Below are 15506 nucleotides of genomic sequence, written 5' to 3'. Positions count from 1 at the left end.
CGGCGCGGGAAACGCCGTCCGGCATTGCTGCGGCCGAGTGCTCTGCACCCGCCGGTGAAATCAGTTCGTCCTAGAAAAAGCCGAGCGGTCCGGTGCCGTAGCTCACCAGCAGGTTCTTGGTGTGCTGATAGTGATCGAGCATCATCTTGTGGGTCTCACGCCCGATGCCGGATTGCTTGTAGCCGCCGAAAGCGGCGTGGGCCGGATAGGCGTGGTAGCAATTGGTCCACACCCGGCCGGCGGCAATCGCCCGCCCGAACCGATAGGCGCGGGTGCCGTCCCGCGTCCAGACGCCGGCACCAAGGCCATACTGGGTGTCGTTGGCGATCGCGAGCGCTTCGGCTTCGTCCTTGAAGGTGGTGACCGACACCACGGGGCCGAAGATCTCTTCCTGGAAGATCCGCATCTGGTTGTGGCCGCGGAACACGGTCGGAGTCACGTAGTAGCCGCCGGCGAGTTCGCCGGGAAGCTGCGCGCGGGCGCCGCCGGCGAGCAGCTCGGCGCCTTCCTGCCGGCCGATGTCGATGTAGGAAAGGATCTTGTCGAGCTGTTCCTGGGACGCCTGCGCGCCGATCATCGTCGCCGGATCGCGCGGGTCGCCCTGGCGGATGGCGGCGACGCGGGCGAGCGCGCGCTCCATGAAGCGATCATAGATCGACTCCTGCACCAGCGCGCGGCTCGGGCAGGTGCACACCTCGCCCTGGTTGAGCGCGAACATCACGAAGCCTTCGATCGCCTTGTCGAGGAACGGATCGTCTTCGGCCGTGACGTCGCCGAAGAAGATGTTCGGCGATTTGCCGCCGAGCTCGAGCGACACCGGCACCAGATTCTCGCTGGCGTATTGCATGATCAGCCGGCCGGTCGAGGTCTCGCCGGTGAAGGCGATCTTGGCGATGCGCGGGCTCGACGCCAGCGGCTTGCCGGCCTCGACGCCGAAGCCGTTGACGATGTTGAGCACACCCGGTGGCAGCAGATCGCCGATCAGCTCGGCCCACACCAGGATCGACGCCGGCGTCTGCTCGGCGGGCTTGAGCACCACGCAGTTGCCGGCGGCGATCGCCGGTGCCAGCTTCCAGGCCGCCATCAGCAGTGGGAAGTTCCACGGAATGATCTGGCCGACGACGCCGAGCGGCTCGTGGAAATGATATGCGATGGTGTCGTGGTCGATCTCGGAGATCGAGCCTTCCTGGGCGCGTAGTGCACCTGCGAAGTAACGGAAGTGATCGATCGCGAGTGGCAGATCGGCGGCGCGCGTTTCGCGGATCGGCTTGCCGTTGTCGAGCGTTTCCGCAGTCGCGAGCAAATCGAGATTGGCCTCCATCCGGTCCGCGATGCGATTGAGAATGAGTGATCGTTCGGTCGTGGTCGTCTTCGCCCAGCCGGGGCTCGCGGAGTGGGCGGCATCGAGCGCGAGTTCGATGTCTTCCTTCTGAGAGCGCGGAATCTCGGTGATCTTACCGCCGGTAATCGGCGTGGTGTCGTCGAAGTAACGCCCGTCGAGCGGCTCCACCCAGCGCCCGCCGATGAAGTTGCCGTAGCGGGCCTTGAAGATCGAACTCGCCTTGGGCTGCAGTGTCGTGATGATGTTCATGGTGTCCTCCCGTTTATTAAAGCGCGGTCAACTACGCACATTGCGTGCCAATTCATCGGGGGAGGAGCGTAGGGCTGCGACCGACCGCGCAGTCCGTTGATAAGTCTGGGATGATTCTATCCGGCGTAAATCGGCGATGACGTTCGCTCTCTGGACAGCGCGCGACACTGCGTGTGATACTGCGATCAGTTGGACGCAACAGCTGTTGCAGAATCCAACACCCCCGGAGACGCCCATGTCGCCTGCATCAAGTCATGATGCCGTTTTCGTCGCGCGTCGTCGCTTCTTCGACGAAGGACGGTCAGCTTCTGGAATTGTCGCGGCACCGATCCTGCGGTCGTGGGAGCGATGCGCCGGGCAGGGGCTCGACGTCAGCCGCTCGCCCTCGCCGGAACTACCAACTGCTCATGAGTTGCGTGAGCTTCAAGAGCGTCACGCCCGGCTCAGTCGCCTGGCTCGCCCCGAGCTGGATGCGCTCCAGGGCGATGCGCGGCTGACTGGTAGTGTAGTAGTTCTCACCGATACGGCGGGCGTGCTGCTCGATATGGTCGGCGACGCCGCCTTCGCGGGACGCGCCGCCGAAGTGGCGCTGCGGCCCGGCGTGTCTTGGAGCGAGGCCGCCACCGGCACCAATGCGATCGGAACGGCGCTGGTCGAGCGGCAGCCGATCGCCGTGCATGGTGCGGAGCATTTCTTCGAGCACCACAGGATCCTGGCCTGTGCGGCCGCCCCGCTGATCGATCCCTACGGCAATATCGCAGGCGCGCTCGACATGACCGGGCCCGCAGCGATCCGCCACGTCCACGCCCTCGGATTGATGCGCCTCGCGGCCGAGCAGATCGAACATCGCTTCTTCAGCGAGGGGTTCGAGCACTGCACGATGCTCCGCTTTCATGCGGACCGTGCGCTGGTCGGCACGCCGCGGGAGGGCGTGCTGGCCTTTGCGGATGGCGTGCTGGTCGGCGCCAATCGGCGCGGCCTCGACCTGATGAAGCTCGACTGGTCATCGATCAACCGGGCGAAGCTGGCGGCGGTGCTGCCGGGAATTCGGCCGTCCTATCAGATCCAGCCGCTGCGCGGGCCGGAAGGGACGCGGCTCTACGGCCGTCTCTTGGATGCTCCTCGTCGGCCCTCCCGGAGCGTTCCTGCAACCGCTCGTGCGGCACCGGCGCCCGCAGCGTCGTGCGAGATCGAGCCGATCCTCGGCGAGGAAATGCAGGCATCGCTGGTGCGGGCGGTGCGTCTGGTCAACGCGGGCATTCCGTTGCTGCTGCTCGGCGAAACCGGCTCCGGCAAGGACGTGTTTGCGCGCCGTGTCCACGCCGAGAGCGACCGGCACAACAAGCCGTTCGTGCCGGTCAATTGTGCGGCGCTGCCCGAAGGCCTGATCGAGTCCGAGCTGTTCGGTTACGAGGCCGGCGCCTTCACCGGTGCGCGGCGCCAGGGCGCGCCGGGTCTGTTGCGCCAGGCGGACGGCGGCGTGCTGTTTCTCGACGAGATCGGAGACATGCCGCTGTCGCTGCAGAGCCGTCTGCTCCGCGTGCTGCAGGACAAGCAGGTGTCGCCGCTCGGCGGCGGAAAGCCGGTGCCGGTCGACTTCGCGCTGATCTGCGCCACGCATCAGTCGTTGTCGACATTGCTGGCAGCCGGCGCGTTCCGGCAGGATCTGTACTTCCGCATCGCCCAATATGTCGTCGAGCGGCCGCCGGTCCGGCATCATCCGGACCGGCTCGCACTGGTGCGCCGGCTGTGGCGCCAGCTTGGCGGCGAGACGGCGGGCGTCGAGCTGTCGATGGAGGTCGAGCGGCTGCTCGCCGCCTATGAGTGGCCGGGCAATTTCCGCCAGCTGGTCGGCACGCTGCGCGCCCTGATGGTGCTTGGCGAGCCGGGCCAGCCGGTCGACGTCTCGGCGCTGCCGGCAGAGATTCGCGCGGTGGCGCCATCGTGCGACGCGGTGATCAGCGCTCCGCCACCGCTCTCGCTGGCCGCGCAGACTCGCTCGGCGTTGCAGGCAGCGCTCGACGCCAGCGGCGGCAACGTCTCCCGCGCCGCGCGCCGTCTCGGGATCGATCGAAGCACGTACTATCGCCGCCTGCTCAAGGAGAAAGACGGCGGCCCTTGAGCAAATGCGGCCAAGTCCTCGCGTGAGGCGTGACCCTCAGCGCGCCGCCACCCAGTTGCCGTGAAAGCCGTCCGGCACGCGGTGGCCGAGTTGGACCAGGGCGATCGGGCCGCTGCCGATATCGGCGGCGTTGAACACCGCGAGGTCGCTGCGGTTCTCGCAGCCGCGCCAGATTACGGTTAGCAGCCAGCCGTCGGCTTCCTCCGCATCCGGCGTCCGCGGCACGAACACCGGCTCGCCGATGGTGTCGCCGGCCGGCAGCAGATAGCGGGCGCGGCGAGTGCCGTCGCCGTCGACATGCACCAGCCCGGTCAGCATGCCGAGCATCGGGGTTTCCGGGCTGGCGCAGGCGTACCAGCCGTGACGGTTGGGCAGGCCGGCGCGGCGTTCGTCGATCCGCGGAAACTCGCCGCTGATCTCGTCGAGATAATTGCGCGAAAAGCCGCTGCTGTTGCTGGCCATGTCGAAACTCCAGCGGCACAGCCGGGCGCGGCCCTTCTCCGAGTCGGTGCGGCGGCCGTCCGGATGCGGAAACAGCGGCGCGACTTCCGACTGCATCACGTCGGCGACGATCTTGGTGCCGTCCTCCCACGCGTTCATGACGTGGAAGACGAAGCAGGCGTCGCCGCGGAACCAGCGGATGTCGCGCGTCGTGCCGCTGCGCTTCATCACCCCGACATAGGCGCCTTTTGCCGGCTCCCAAGCGTAAGGCGGCTTGCCTCGTATCGCGCGCCACATGCTGCCGGTCAGCGGCAGGATCGGAAACAGCACGTAGTTCTCGGTGACGATGAAGTCGTGCACCATCGCCGCATAGGGCGCCTTGAAGTACTCGAGCCGCGTGACGTGCCCCGAGGCGTCGACGGCGCCGAACGACATCGTGCGCTTCAAGGGACCGGCGGCATTGTAGCCGAAGAACAGCATCTCGCCGGTCACCGGGTCGATCTTCGGGTGCGCCGTGAACGGCCCCTTCAGCGCGCCTCCGTAGTCGTGATAACCGCGTGTCGCCAGCGTGCCGGGCTCGATCTCCATCGGCAGATGCGCTTCTTCCAGCGCCAGCAGCCGACCGGCGTGGTACACGATGTTGGTGTTGGCGACGTTGCCGTCGTCCGGCGTGGAGCGCGGCGCGTCGGGTAGCTTCATGTTGAACTCGCCGTAGAGCGGCCGGCCGGCTTCGTGCTCGGCCAGCCATTTCGGCGTGCGGACCCAGCGGTTGCGGTAGCTGACGCGTCCGTTCTCGATTTGGAAAGCGTGCAGCATGCCATCGCCGAAGAACCAATGCGCGTTCTTTGAGGCGAATTGCGGGTTGGCGCCGTTGCGATAGAGCGTGCCGTTCAGCTCGCGCGGCAGTTCGCCCTTGATCGGCAAAAACGGCGCGTCGCACTCCATCGGGATCGGCGCGAGATTGTCGCACGCATCTGGAATTCCGACGACTTGCAGCATGGCATGCTCCTGACGATGTTCATCGTCGCAATCGACTTAGTGTAATTGTCTTAGTTCAATGTCAGCAGCCGGCCGAACGGTTGTGCCGCCTGCGACTGCGTTTCCGGCACGGCCCAGATCACCGGCCAACGTGGCTTGAAATCCGCCGGCCCTTCGAGATCGGTCAGCACCACGGCGATGTCCGGCTTGTGCCTGTCTGCTTCGGCGAGCAGCGGCGTGAAGTCGGTGCCGCCGCCGCCGCTGAAGGATATCTCGCCGAGCACGAAGCGGCGGCCGGGCTCGAACCATTCGACCTGCCGGACACGCTCGTCACCGATGATCAGGACCAGCCCGGCTTCCTGCCGTCGCAGGATGGTCTCGATCTCGTTGGCGAAGCGTTCGATCAGCCGGTCGTCGATCGAGCCCGAGACGTCGATGATCAGTGCCAGCCGCGGCTCGTTCTTGGTGGCCTGAAAGCCAGGCTCGAACGGCATGCGATGCCGTCCGGAGCGGCCCTGATTGGCAATGTAGGAGCGTGCCGGCCGCGACCAGGTCAGCGCCGGCTTGCGCGCCAACCCGCGCGCCAGCTGGACACGCAGCACCTGCGCCCAGGGCGTGCGGGTCCGCGGCAGATCGGCGATCAACGTGCGCAGCATCGAGAACGCGCCGTCGCCGGCGTGGCCGCGCAGGATGCGCTCGCTCCAGTCGCGGGCGTGTTCGGCTTCGGCCTCCGGTGCCGATTGCGACTCCGCATTCGGGATCAGATCGCGCGCGCCGCCGGCGCCGAGTTGGCGGACCTTGGCGGAGCGGGCGCCGTCGGCGCGCTGCTCCGTGCTCTCTTTCGCGGAATCCGACTGCGACTGCGATGGATTGCGTCCGCCGCTGCCGGCGTCATCCGCCTCGGAGCCGGAGCGCGATGCGTCACGTGACTTTTGCTTGCCGTTATTGGCGGTCTCGTCGCGATCGTCGATCGCGCGGTACAGTTTCTCGACGTCCCATTCCAGCAGCGCCGCTTCGGGCGCTTGCTCGCGCTTCAGCGCCTGGACGAGGAGCTGCTCCAGCATCACCGACATGGCCGGCAGCTTGAGCCAGCTGAGATGGGCGAGCGTGGAGTTGACGATGGCGTCGGCGCAGATGGTGTAGAGTTCGAGATCGACGTCGCCGATCACGCGCTGCAGCTCGACGAAGCGCTGCGGGTGGCGCAGCGCGATGTGCAGCACCTCGTGGGCGACCAGCCCGGTCTGCTCGGCGAGCGGCAGCTTGTCGAAGGCGGCGCCGTAAAACACGGTGGTGCCGTCGGTCACCGCGATCGTCGCGGCGTCGCTCTCGGCGGGCAGGTCCTGATGCCGGACCCACAGCGCCAGCCCACCGGTGGAAGGCGCAAACTCGACCATGCGCTGGATCGCGCGCGTTCCGCGATGGCTGTAGAGCGCCGCGGTGTCAGGCATCCTGCGCTTCCAATTGCCGGCGTTCGCCATAACTGGCGTAGGCCGGGCTGTCGAAGATCGCCGCTTCGAGACCGTTCTCCAGCGCGCGCTGCATCAACAGCTCCATCGCCAGTGTCTGAGCCTCGCGGATCGGCAGCGGGACATTGCCGCGAATGTCGGGCAGTTGCTCGATGATCTCGAGCGCGCGGGCCAGTGTCGGCTGATCGTTGCACGCCGCGAGCAGGCCGTACAGCATGCCGTAAAGCCCATCCAGCGTTCTGGGCAGCAATGCCGCGGTTTCCGGGCCGGAACGCGCCGCCAGCAGCTTCAGCACGTCGGTCCCGGCCTTGATCTCGCGCAGCACGCCGAAGAACTCGGCCGCATTGGCGGCGCCGATCCGCCCTTGCACGAACAGCCGCTTGGCGGAGTCGGACAGGCCCGACTTCAGCACGTTGGAGATGTCTTCCCAGCCGCGCGGGCTGGCGCCGATCAGATGATCGCCGGCCAGCTGCGCCTGCGTATCGTCGAGCTTGTCGGGCCGCACCTTGAGATAGGCCATCACCTCCGGCGCGAAGTCGCGCGCCATCGCGTGGCTGAGGAAGGCGTCGATCGCGGTCTGGACGTTGAAGTGGAACATCCGGTCGGCGAGCGCGGTGCCCATGTCGTGGCTGATCGCGCCGTGGAAGCTGGCGTTGCCGGCCGCGACCACCAGCCAGCCATCGGGCAGCACGTAGTTGCCGACGCGGCGATCCAGGATCAACGAATAGGCCGAGATCTGCAGCCGCTGGTCGGCGGCGGTCAGCTCGTCGAGAAACAGCAGCCCTTCGGGCTGATCCGGCGACGGTAGAAACTCCGGCGGAAACCACACCGTCTTGGCGAGGTTCTCGTCCGCATAGATCGCGCCGCGGATATCGACGGGCTCGATGGTGGTGAGCCGGAGATCGACCAGCGGCACCTTGTAGTGCTCGGCGACCTGGCGGACGACCGATGACTTGCCGACCCCGCGGGTGCCCCACAGCATCGAGGCGCGCCGCCGCAAAGTCGGCTCGCCGTACTGTTCGATCAGCGCCGCCTTGGCGGCCGCGATCGAGACCGGGGGGATATTCATCGGGTTGCCGTGCATCGATCGGGTCCTCGGTTAGGTCGTCTGAACGTCGAGACTGGGCGGCGCCGCGGTCTCGGCTTGCGGATGCCACGCGGGGTGATCGATGCGGCGCGGCAGCGGCGGAATCTCCATCGACGGGATGTCACGCATCCCGAATGCGCCGATCATCAGCAGCGGCGGCGCGCCCATCAGCAGCAGGTTGAAGATCGAGTCCTGCGGAATATCCACCAGCGTCAGCCCGGCCGCGCCCACGATCAGGCTGCCGAAGAACAGCAGCGGCAGTGCGCGGCGCAGCGCCACGCCCCACCGGGCGCGCACCTGAGTGGCGTGGAAGGCGGCCGGCGGCTGCGACAGCGTGCGGGCGAGATGCGCGATGGCCTGCTCGAACCGTGCCTCGATCGTGCGGCTCAGCTCCGCGCCGCTACCGCGTGCCTTCAGCTTGCCGCTCCAGCCGGCCTTGCTGCGGCGCAGTGGGGACCACGCCCAGCCCATCACCGCGAGCAGATCCTCCGGCAACTTGACGTCGGCTGCCGGCGGCGTGATGTCGATCTCGGCCGGATAGCCACGGACCTGCGGCGTGCGCAGCACGATGGTGAAGCCGGCAATGCGCGCTTCGCCGCGCAGCAGCTCGCGGTCGACCGCTGCCGGATCATATCCCTTTGCGCCGGCGCGCGGCGCCAGGCGATAGTTCAGCGCCACGATGGTGCCGTCGACGGAGCGGAATTGCTGGTGCGGCCGCATCGTCTCGATCCGCGCCAACAGCACGCGCGGATCTTCGCCTTGCGTTTCGAGCGTTGCGCAGAGCCCGCTGCCGAGCGTCAGCGTGCGGGTGAGGATGCTGTAGCCGGGGCGGGGATTGTCGAGCTGCAGCACTTCCTGCGCATCGATCCCGCCGACCCCGTCTTCGTGATGCGAGACCGGCTTGAAGACCAGCCGCCGGTTGACGCGGTCGGTGGCTGCGAGATCGACGTGGAGGTCACGCCGCGTGAACGGCTGCACGAGCGTCAGGATCTCATGGTGAGTGAGCGGATGCGCCGGCGGTGTGTCGAGTCCGGCCGAGCCGGTGAGGAGGCTTGCGTAGTTCATTCTCGTTCAACACCTCCGCAGGGAGAGTCGGATCACATGATTTGCATTGTCAGTTAACAGTGCTCGTATTGACGTTTGCAACCCGAAAACAGAATCCGTGTAGTGATCACAGGGAGCGCCGCTTCACATCCTCGTGCGGCGCTCCGGTGTTTGTCAGGCGGTCAGGACAGGTGCGTCAGCTCGCTCTGACACTGCGATAAACCGGTCGTATGACCGTACCACCTGGTCGAGAATTTCGAAGTGCATCATCGCGCCGGCGTCGAATTGCTGGATGGTCCAGTTGGACCGGCCTGCGACGCGGCTCTTGTGCCGATAGTCGACGAAGTCGCCGCGGGTGCCATACGCCATCCAGACCGGCAGCCGCAGCGATTCGTAGACGCTCAGGATGTCCTTGCTGAACATGTAGCCGGCCACGAAGTAGTACGGGGCGTAGCGCGCGCCGGGCTGGTGGGTAGTATGGTAGTCGTAGTCCAGCATCGATTCGTCGATCTTCTTCGAACCCCAGGCTTTTTCCAGGAATTTCCGGATCACCGGGCGTGCCGTCAGCAGCTTGAAGAAACCTTCGTCCCACAGCTTGAAGCGCAACGTGCCGAGCAGCCAGCCCTGGCCGCGTGTGGTCGGCACGTGCTCGTCGCGCGCCTTGCCTTCGAAGCCGGTTGGGCTGATCAGGCCGAGCGTGTGAAAGGCCTCCGGCTTCTCGGCTGCGGCGCGTGCGGCGAATTCGCACGAGAGCGATAGCGCCATTACGTCGATCGGCTGCGGCCCGTGCAGCTCCTGCACCCGCGCGATGGCGGCATGCACCGCGTCAGTCATCATCCGAGCGGTGTATTCGCGATCGTCGCGATCGGACTGACCGAAGCCGGGCAGGTCGACGGCATGCACCGGGCGATATTTGGCGTAGTGATCATACAGCGTCTTGATCTCGAACGCCGAGCCTGCGGCATTGACGCTGTGAATCAGCAGCAGCGGTCGCGTCGTCTCTTCGCTCGCCGCAAAGCCGAGCGAGTAGGTCGCGAGCCGTCCCACGGTGGTGGCGATGTCTGTTCGTGTGCCGCCGACCGGATTGGCGAGGCTGGACCTTGCATGGGTCTGCCGTGCCCTGGTCTGGTCGATGATTTCGCTGTTGGTGACGGACATTTGCGATCCCCTTTGCGTCGCCTTGGCGCGAATGAATGCAAGGCAAATGAAATGGAACCTGATCCGTTCCAATCATGTCTGCGCAGAAGGGAACTAATTGGAGAAATGGTATTCGCGTATATAAGCAGGCGCCACGTGATCGCGCATGCTTAGTTATTTGTGTCTTGTTTGGCACGCGAAGAGTCAGCCGCGCGTGACGTCAACCGATGACGTTGAAATGCGCGGCGTGCGGCGATCGATCGGCGCACGCGCTACGACTCATCAGCCTGCGAATGGCGGGCCGTTCGGCTTGATGCGGACGCCGGGGCGCAATCGCCTCCAGGGCAGCGATGCGGGATCGGCCGGCATGGCGCCGGGCGCGGCGCAGATCAGCAGCCGCTCGGCGATCGGTTGGAAGTCGGCGCGGAAATGCACCGAGCTTTTCACTACCAGGATCGCCTGCGCGGTCGGCTCGATGCCGACATAGCGATACATCGCCTGGTCGGCGAGCTGCGCCTTGTGCGACGACACCACGACGCGGACGTCACCGATGCGCAGGCAGGCCGACGGCCCCATCTCCATGACGCGTCCGCCGTAATACGGGCCGGGCGCGACAAAGCGGCCGTCCGACAATTGATCGACCACAAAGTTTGCTTCATAGGGCGCGTCGCCGGCGATGCCGGACTTGCCGCCGAGTGCGAGCTGCACCGTGGCGCCGACGCCGGCATCGTGCGCGGCCTGCGCCGAGGCGGGATCGTAAATGACGCCGATCGCGGCGCGCTGCGCGTCGTTGCGCACCAGCGCGCGCAGCATGCCGGTGGTGTCGGAATCGCCGCCGGCGCCGGGATTGTCCTGGGTGTCGGCGATGATCACCGGCCTGGTCGCGGTCTTGGCCAACTCCATCGCCAGCCGCACGCCGTCGTCGGGTGAATAGATCGGCCCGTCGAAATCGTTCTCGTGCCCGATCACCAGAGCGGCGAGCTTGTCGGCGGCCTCGTCGGCATCGGCCTGGGTGCGGCCATAGGCGAAGACCGAGGCGCCGCAGTCGGGGAAGTCCGCGGCCGGGAAGCCCGGCGCGAACGACAGTGTCGGCACCGCCTCGCTCTGCAGCGCGGCCAGCTTGGCGTAGATGCCTTTGGTCGGCTCGTCGAAGGTGCATTGCCACGAGATCGGAATCAGGAACGGCAGTTGCCGAAACGCCTTGGCGAATTTCTGTCCGCTGCTCAGCAGCAGCGCCAAATGTTTGGCAGAGGCGCGGCCGGTGTCGGCCATGTCGACATGCGGATAGGTGCGGTACGCGATCAGCGCGTCGGCGTGTTCGACCATGCGCGGCGTGACATTGGCGTGGAGATCGAGGCTGACCACCAGCGGCAGGTCGGGGCCTATCACGTCACGCACGCGGGCCAGGATCTCGCCTTCGCCGTCGTCGAGATGTTCGGTCACCATCGCGCCATGAAGATCGAGATACACCGCATCGAGAGGGCCGGCGCTCGCGATGCCGTCGATCATCTCGTTCACGACGCGCTCGAACGCGTCCTTGGTGACATGCGCCGAGGGGCTGGCGCCGCAGGCGATGGTCGGGATCAGCTCCCAGCCGTTGGCTTCGGCTTCCTCGACGAAGCCGGCAAGCCCGACATTGATGCCGCGCATCACCTTCAGCACATCGGCCCCCATCGTCATCGCCGGCCAGCCCCCGCCGTGCACGAACGCCTCCCACGTCGCCTTGGTGGGCGCAAAGGTGTTGGTCTCGTGCAGAAAGCCGCCGACGGCGATACGGGTCATTTGTAGATCTCTCATGATGACTTAGTTGTCGTCATTCCGGGATGCGCCCTCTTGGGGCGCAGGCCCGGAATCCATATCCCCTGGCGGTGGTTCTGGAGTCCGGGCTCGCGCTACGCACGCCCCGGAATGACGCGGGGAGGGGTGGATGCTTAGCTCACCATCGCGGCAGGCGCTTCGTTCACCGGCCGGAAATTCGCGAAATCCCAGCCGCGGCCGGGGGCGGCTTCGAGCAGTTGGCGGGTATAGGCCTGCTTCGGATTGGTGAGCACTTCGGCGGCCGGGCCCTGTTCGACGACGCGGCCTTTCTCCATCACCGCGACGTCGTCGCAGATCTGTGCGGCGACGCGCAGATCGTGGGTGATGAACAAGAGCGCGATGCCGAGCCGGGTCTGGATCTCGGCGAGCAGGTCGAGCACCTGCGCCTGCACCGAGACGTCGAGCGCCGACACCGCTTCGTCGGCCACCAGCACGTCGGGATCGAGCGCCAGCGCGCGGGCGATGGCGATGCGCTGGCGCTGGCCGCCGGAGAACTGATGCGGGAAGCGCGAGATCGCATCCGCCGGCAGACCCACCAGTTCGAGCAATTGCCGCGCCTTGGCCATCGCCTCGGCATGCGGCATGCCGTAGTTGATCGGACCCTCGGCGATGCTCTCGCCGACGCTGACGCGAGGATTGAGCGAGCGATACGGATCCTGGAAGATGATCTGGATCTTCTTGCGGTGCGGCCGCAGCAGCCGCCGCGACAGCTCCGAGATCTCTCGGCCGGCGAGGCGGATGCCGCCCGAGGTCGGATCGATCAGCCGCACGATGCAGCGCGCCACCGTCGATTTGCCCGAGCCGCTTTCGCCGACGATGCCGAGCGTGCGGCCCTTGTGCAGCGTCAGCGTCACGTCCTTTGCGGCCACCACTTCGCGGCGGCCGCCGAACAAGGAGCGCTCGCGATAAACCTTGCCGAGCTCGTTGGCTTCCAGCACCACCGGCGTGCCGGTCGCTGCGCGCGGCGCGCGCGGCACCAGGCTCGGTACCGCCGACAGCAGCTTGCGGGTGTAGTCCATCGTCGGCTGCCGCAGCACGGTGTCGAGTGCGCCGGTCTCGACCAGCCGTCCGGTCCGCATCACCGCGACGCGGTCGGCGATCTCGGCGACCACGCCCATGTCGTGGGTGATGAACAGCACCGCGGTGCCGTGCGCGTGCTGCAAGTCGCGGATCAGCGTCAGGATCTGCTTCTGGGTGGTGACGTCGAGCGCGGTGGTCGGCTCGTCGGCGATCAGCAGCTTGGGTTCGAGAACCAGCGCCATCGCGATCATGATGCGCTGGCGCTGACCGCCGGACAGGCGATGCGGATAGGACGCGAAGATGCGCTCGACGTCGGGCAGGCGGACCTGCTCCATCATGTCGAGGATGCGCCGCCGCCGCTCGCGCGCGCCCAGATCGGTGTGGAAACGCAGCACCTCGTCGATCTGCTTGCCGACCGGCACCACCGGGTTGAGCGCCGTCATCGGCTCCTGGAAGATCATCGCCATCTGGCTGGCGCGCAGCTGCCGCAACCGCCGTTCGCTGGCGGCGAGCACATTCTCGCCGGCGAGGCGGATCTGCCCGTTTGAAGCGTGCAGCGCGCCCTTCGGCAGCAAACCCATGGTGGCGAGCGAGGTCACCGATTTACCGGAGCCGCTTTCGCCCACCAGGCACATCGTCTCGCCCGGCCGCACGCTGAGCGAGATCCCGTCGATCACCTTGTCGCCATCGCCGCTCTTGCCGAGCCGCACGACGAGGTTGTCGATTTCGAGAACGTTGTCGGTCATGTGGACCTCGAATCTGCACGCAATGACGAACGCCGAGCACGGCGCGCTCCCTCTCCCCGCGTGCGGGGAGAGGGGGCGTCTCCACGCAGCCCAGCAGCTCGGCCCTGGTGAGGCGCCCCCTCACCCGACAGCCTTCGCTGCGCGAAGCCTGTCGACCTCTCCCCGCACGCGGGGAGAGGTGAGCGCTGTGTGTGTAGAACTGGCCCACTCATCGCGACCCCTCGCGCTGTTTCATCCGCGGATCGAGCGCGTCGCGGGCGGCGTCGCCGATCAAATTGACGCTGAGGATCGCGATCGACAGCAGCACGCCGGGCCAGAAGATCAGCGACGGCTTGACCTGGAACAGGGTGCGGCCCTCGGCCATGATGTTGCCCCAGGTCGGCGTTTCCGGGCTGATGCCGGCGCCGAGGAACGACAGGATCGCTTCGGTGAGGATCGCCGACGCGGCGATGTAGGTGCCCTGCACGATCAGCGGCGCGATCGTGTTCGGCAGCAGGTGCCGCGCCATGATCTTGGGCAGGCTGGAGCCGAGCGAGATCGCGGCCTCGACGTAAGGCTCCTCGCGCGCCGTCAGCACCACTGAGCGCACCAGCCGCGCGACGCGCGGGATCTCCGGGATGGTGATGGCGATCAGCACGGTGGTCAGGCTCGCGCCCGACAGCGACACCACGGCGATCGCCAGCAGGATGCTGGGGATCGCCATCAGGCCGTCCATCAATCGCATGATGATGGCGTCGAGCCATTTGAAGAAGCCGGACAACAGTCCGACGACCAGGCCGATCGCGATGCTCACCACTGCGGCGCCGAGGCCGATCAGCAGCGAGACGCGGCCGCCGTAGAGAATCCGGGACAGCACGTCGCGGCCATACGCATCGGTGCCGAGCAGAAACTCGGCGCTCGACGGCTTCAGCCGCTGCGCCGGGGCGAGCAGCAACGGATCGTGCGGCGCCAGCCACGGCGCGAAGATCGCCGAGGCGACCACCAGCGCCAGGCAGATCGACGCCGCGGCGATGATCGGGCTGGAGTAGAGAAATCCGAATTTCTGGCCGAACGGCCGGGTCACCGGCATCGAGGATTCGGGGAGGCTGTCGATGGCCATCGCTGCGCCCCTAATATCTGATGCGCGGATCGAGCAGCGTGTAGGCCACGTCGATCAACAGGTTGACGGCCACGTAGATGCCGGAGGTGAGCAGGATCATGCCCTGGATCACCGGGTAGTCACGCGCCAGCACCGCGTCGACGGTGAGGCGGCCGATGCCGGGCAGGTTGAACACGCTTTCGGTGACGACGACGCCGGAGATCAGCAGCGCGAAGCCGGTGCCGATGACGGTGATCACCGGCACCGCAGCATTACGCAGCGCGTGGCGCAGCAGCACGCGGCTTTCGGTGATGCCCTTGGCGCGCGCGGTGCGGACATAGTCCTCGCCCAGCACATCGAGCATCGCCGCGCGCGTCATGCGGGCGATCAGCGCGATGTAGATGAAGGACAGCGTCAGCGTCGGCAGCACCAGCCGCTCGAAGAACGGGCCGAAGCCGCGCGACATCGTGCGGAAACCCTGCACCGGGAACCAGCGCAGCTCGATGGCGAAGATCTGGATCAGCACGTAGCCGATCACGAATACCGGCACCGAGAAGCCGATCACCGACAGGCCCATCACGAAGCGGTCGATCCAGGTGCCGTGCCTCCACGCGGCGATCACGCCGAGCGGCACTGCGACCAGGATCGACAGAATGATGGTGGAGATCGCGACGCTCAGCGTCGGTTCGATGCGCTGGCTGATCATCTGCAGCACGGGCACCTGCGAGATCAGCGAAACACCGAGATCGCCGTGCAGCAGCTTGCCGATCCAGCTGAAGAACTGCGTGTAGAGCGGCTCGTTGAGGCCGAGCGAGGCGCGAATGCGGGCGAGTTGTTCGGGAGAGGCGTTGTCGCCGGCAAGGATCGCGGCGGGATCGCCGGGCGTCAGCCGCAGCAGCAGAAACACGACGAGCGCGACCACGCCCATCACCGGAATGGCCGCAAGAATGCGGCGGATCAGATAGCCGAGCATCGACG

Annotated in this window: 11 protein-coding genes; 1 reads left to right on the top strand and 10 read right to left on the bottom strand. The window is 66.6% G+C overall.

The window, feature by feature from the left end; all coding sequences use genetic code 11:
- Positions 1 to 70 precede the first annotated feature (70 nt).
- A complete protein-coding gene (gene adh, locus LPW26_RS09450) occupies positions 71 to 1591 on the bottom strand; it encodes an aldehyde dehydrogenase (RefSeq protein WP_238734584.1) in 1521 nt (506 codons plus the stop codon).
- A 235-nt stretch (positions 1592 to 1826) separates the two neighbouring features.
- On the opposite strand from adh, the gene LPW26_RS09445 reads away from it, so the two are divergent.
- Positions 1827 to 3713: a sigma-54-dependent Fis family transcriptional regulator gene (locus LPW26_RS09445; RefSeq protein WP_238734582.1), complete on the top strand. Its 1887-nt coding sequence runs from the start codon at positions 1827 to 1829 to the stop codon at positions 3711 to 3713.
- Between the two features lie 36 nt (positions 3714 to 3749).
- Here LPW26_RS09445 and LPW26_RS09440 read toward each other — a convergent pair whose 3' ends face one another.
- The 9 genes from LPW26_RS09440 to LPW26_RS09400 form a co-directional block, all read right to left on the bottom strand.
- On the bottom strand, positions 3750 to 5153 hold the full coding sequence (locus LPW26_RS09440) for a carotenoid oxygenase family protein (RefSeq protein WP_238734580.1): 1404 nt from the start codon (positions 5151 to 5153) through the stop codon (positions 3750 to 3752).
- 50 nt (positions 5154 to 5203) lie between these two features.
- Positions 5204 to 6580: a vWA domain-containing protein gene (locus LPW26_RS09435; protein WP_238734578.1), complete on the bottom strand. Its 1377-nt coding sequence runs from the start codon at positions 6578 to 6580 to the stop codon at positions 5204 to 5206.
- Complete coding sequence (locus LPW26_RS09430) at positions 6573 to 7682, bottom strand: ATPase (RefSeq protein ID WP_238734577.1); 1110 nt, start codon at positions 7680 to 7682, stop codon at positions 6573 to 6575. The genes LPW26_RS09435 and LPW26_RS09430 overlap by 8 nt, the downstream gene beginning before the upstream one ends.
- Positions 7683 to 7697: 15 nt before the next feature.
- Positions 7698 to 8750 carry a hypothetical protein gene (locus LPW26_RS09425; protein ID WP_238734575.1) on the bottom strand — a complete coding sequence of 351 codons (1053 nt, stop codon included), beginning with the start codon at positions 8748 to 8750 and terminating at the stop codon, positions 7698 to 7700.
- 153 nt (positions 8751 to 8903) lie between these two features.
- On the bottom strand, positions 8904 to 9887 hold the full coding sequence (locus LPW26_RS09420) for an alpha/beta fold hydrolase (protein ID WP_238734573.1): 984 nt from the start codon (positions 9885 to 9887) through the stop codon (positions 8904 to 8906).
- Between the two features lie 261 nt (positions 9888 to 10148).
- Positions 10149 to 11648 carry a M81 family metallopeptidase gene (locus tag LPW26_RS09415; RefSeq protein ID WP_238734571.1) on the bottom strand — a complete coding sequence of 500 codons (1500 nt, stop codon included), beginning with the start codon at positions 11646 to 11648 and terminating at the stop codon, positions 10149 to 10151.
- A gap of 149 nt (positions 11649 to 11797) precedes the next feature.
- On the bottom strand, positions 11798 to 13450 hold the full coding sequence (locus LPW26_RS09410; protein ID WP_238734569.1) for an ABC transporter ATP-binding protein: 1653 nt from the start codon (positions 13448 to 13450) through the stop codon (positions 11798 to 11800).
- A 208-nt stretch (positions 13451 to 13658) separates the two neighbouring features.
- Complete coding sequence (locus LPW26_RS09405; protein ID WP_238734566.1) at positions 13659 to 14549, bottom strand: ABC transporter permease; 891 nt, start codon at positions 14547 to 14549, stop codon at positions 13659 to 13661.
- Positions 14550 to 14559: 10 nt separating this feature from the next.
- Entirely contained in the window at positions 14560 to 15501 is a 942-nt protein-coding gene (locus LPW26_RS09400; protein ID WP_238734564.1) for an ABC transporter permease, read from the bottom strand.
- Positions 15502 to 15506 lie beyond the last annotated feature (5 nt).

Source organism: Rhodopseudomonas infernalis, from assembly GCF_022271405.1.
GTDB lineage: Bacteria > Pseudomonadota > Alphaproteobacteria > Rhizobiales > Xanthobacteraceae > Rhodopseudomonas > Rhodopseudomonas infernalis.
Note: the sequence above shows the minus strand (reverse complement) of the source record. Positions and strands in the feature narration are given on the sequence as shown.

Bases quoted from the DNA above. Each gene is read 5' to 3' on its own strand.
- LPW26_RS09400 (WP_238734564.1), bottom strand. From the start codon at position 15,501: ATGCTCGGCTATCTGATCCGCCGCATTCTTGCGGCCATTCCGGTGATG.
- LPW26_RS09430 (WP_238734577.1), bottom strand. From the start codon at position 7,682: ATGCACGGCAACCCGATGAATATCCCCCCGGTCTCGATCGCGGCCGCC.
- LPW26_RS09420 (WP_238734573.1), bottom strand. From the start codon at position 9,887: ATGTCCGTCACCAACAGCGAAATCATCGACCAGACCAGGGCACGGCAG.
- LPW26_RS09440 (WP_238734580.1), bottom strand. From the start codon at position 5,153: ATGCTGCAAGTCGTCGGAATTCCAGATGCGTGCGACAATCTCGCGCCG.
- LPW26_RS09410 (WP_238734569.1), bottom strand. From the start codon at position 13,450: ATGACCGACAACGTTCTCGAAATCGACAACCTCGTCGTGCGGCTCGGC.
- LPW26_RS09445 (WP_238734582.1), top strand. From the start codon at position 1,827: ATGTCGCCTGCATCAAGTCATGATGCCGTTTTCGTCGCGCGTCGTCGC.
- LPW26_RS09425 (WP_238734575.1), bottom strand. From the start codon at position 8,750: ATGAACTACGCAAGCCTCCTCACCGGCTCGGCCGGACTCGACACACCG.
- LPW26_RS09435 (WP_238734578.1), bottom strand. From the start codon at position 6,580: ATGCCTGACACCGCGGCGCTCTACAGCCATCGCGGAACGCGCGCGATC.
- adh (WP_238734584.1), bottom strand. From the start codon at position 1,591: ATGAACATCATCACGACACTGCAGCCCAAGGCGAGTTCGATCTTCAAG.
- LPW26_RS09415 (WP_238734571.1), bottom strand. From the start codon at position 11,648: ATGACCCGTATCGCCGTCGGCGGCTTTCTGCACGAGACCAACACCTTT.
- LPW26_RS09405 (WP_238734566.1), bottom strand. From the start codon at position 14,549: ATGGCCATCGACAGCCTCCCCGAATCCTCGATGCCGGTGACCCGGCCG.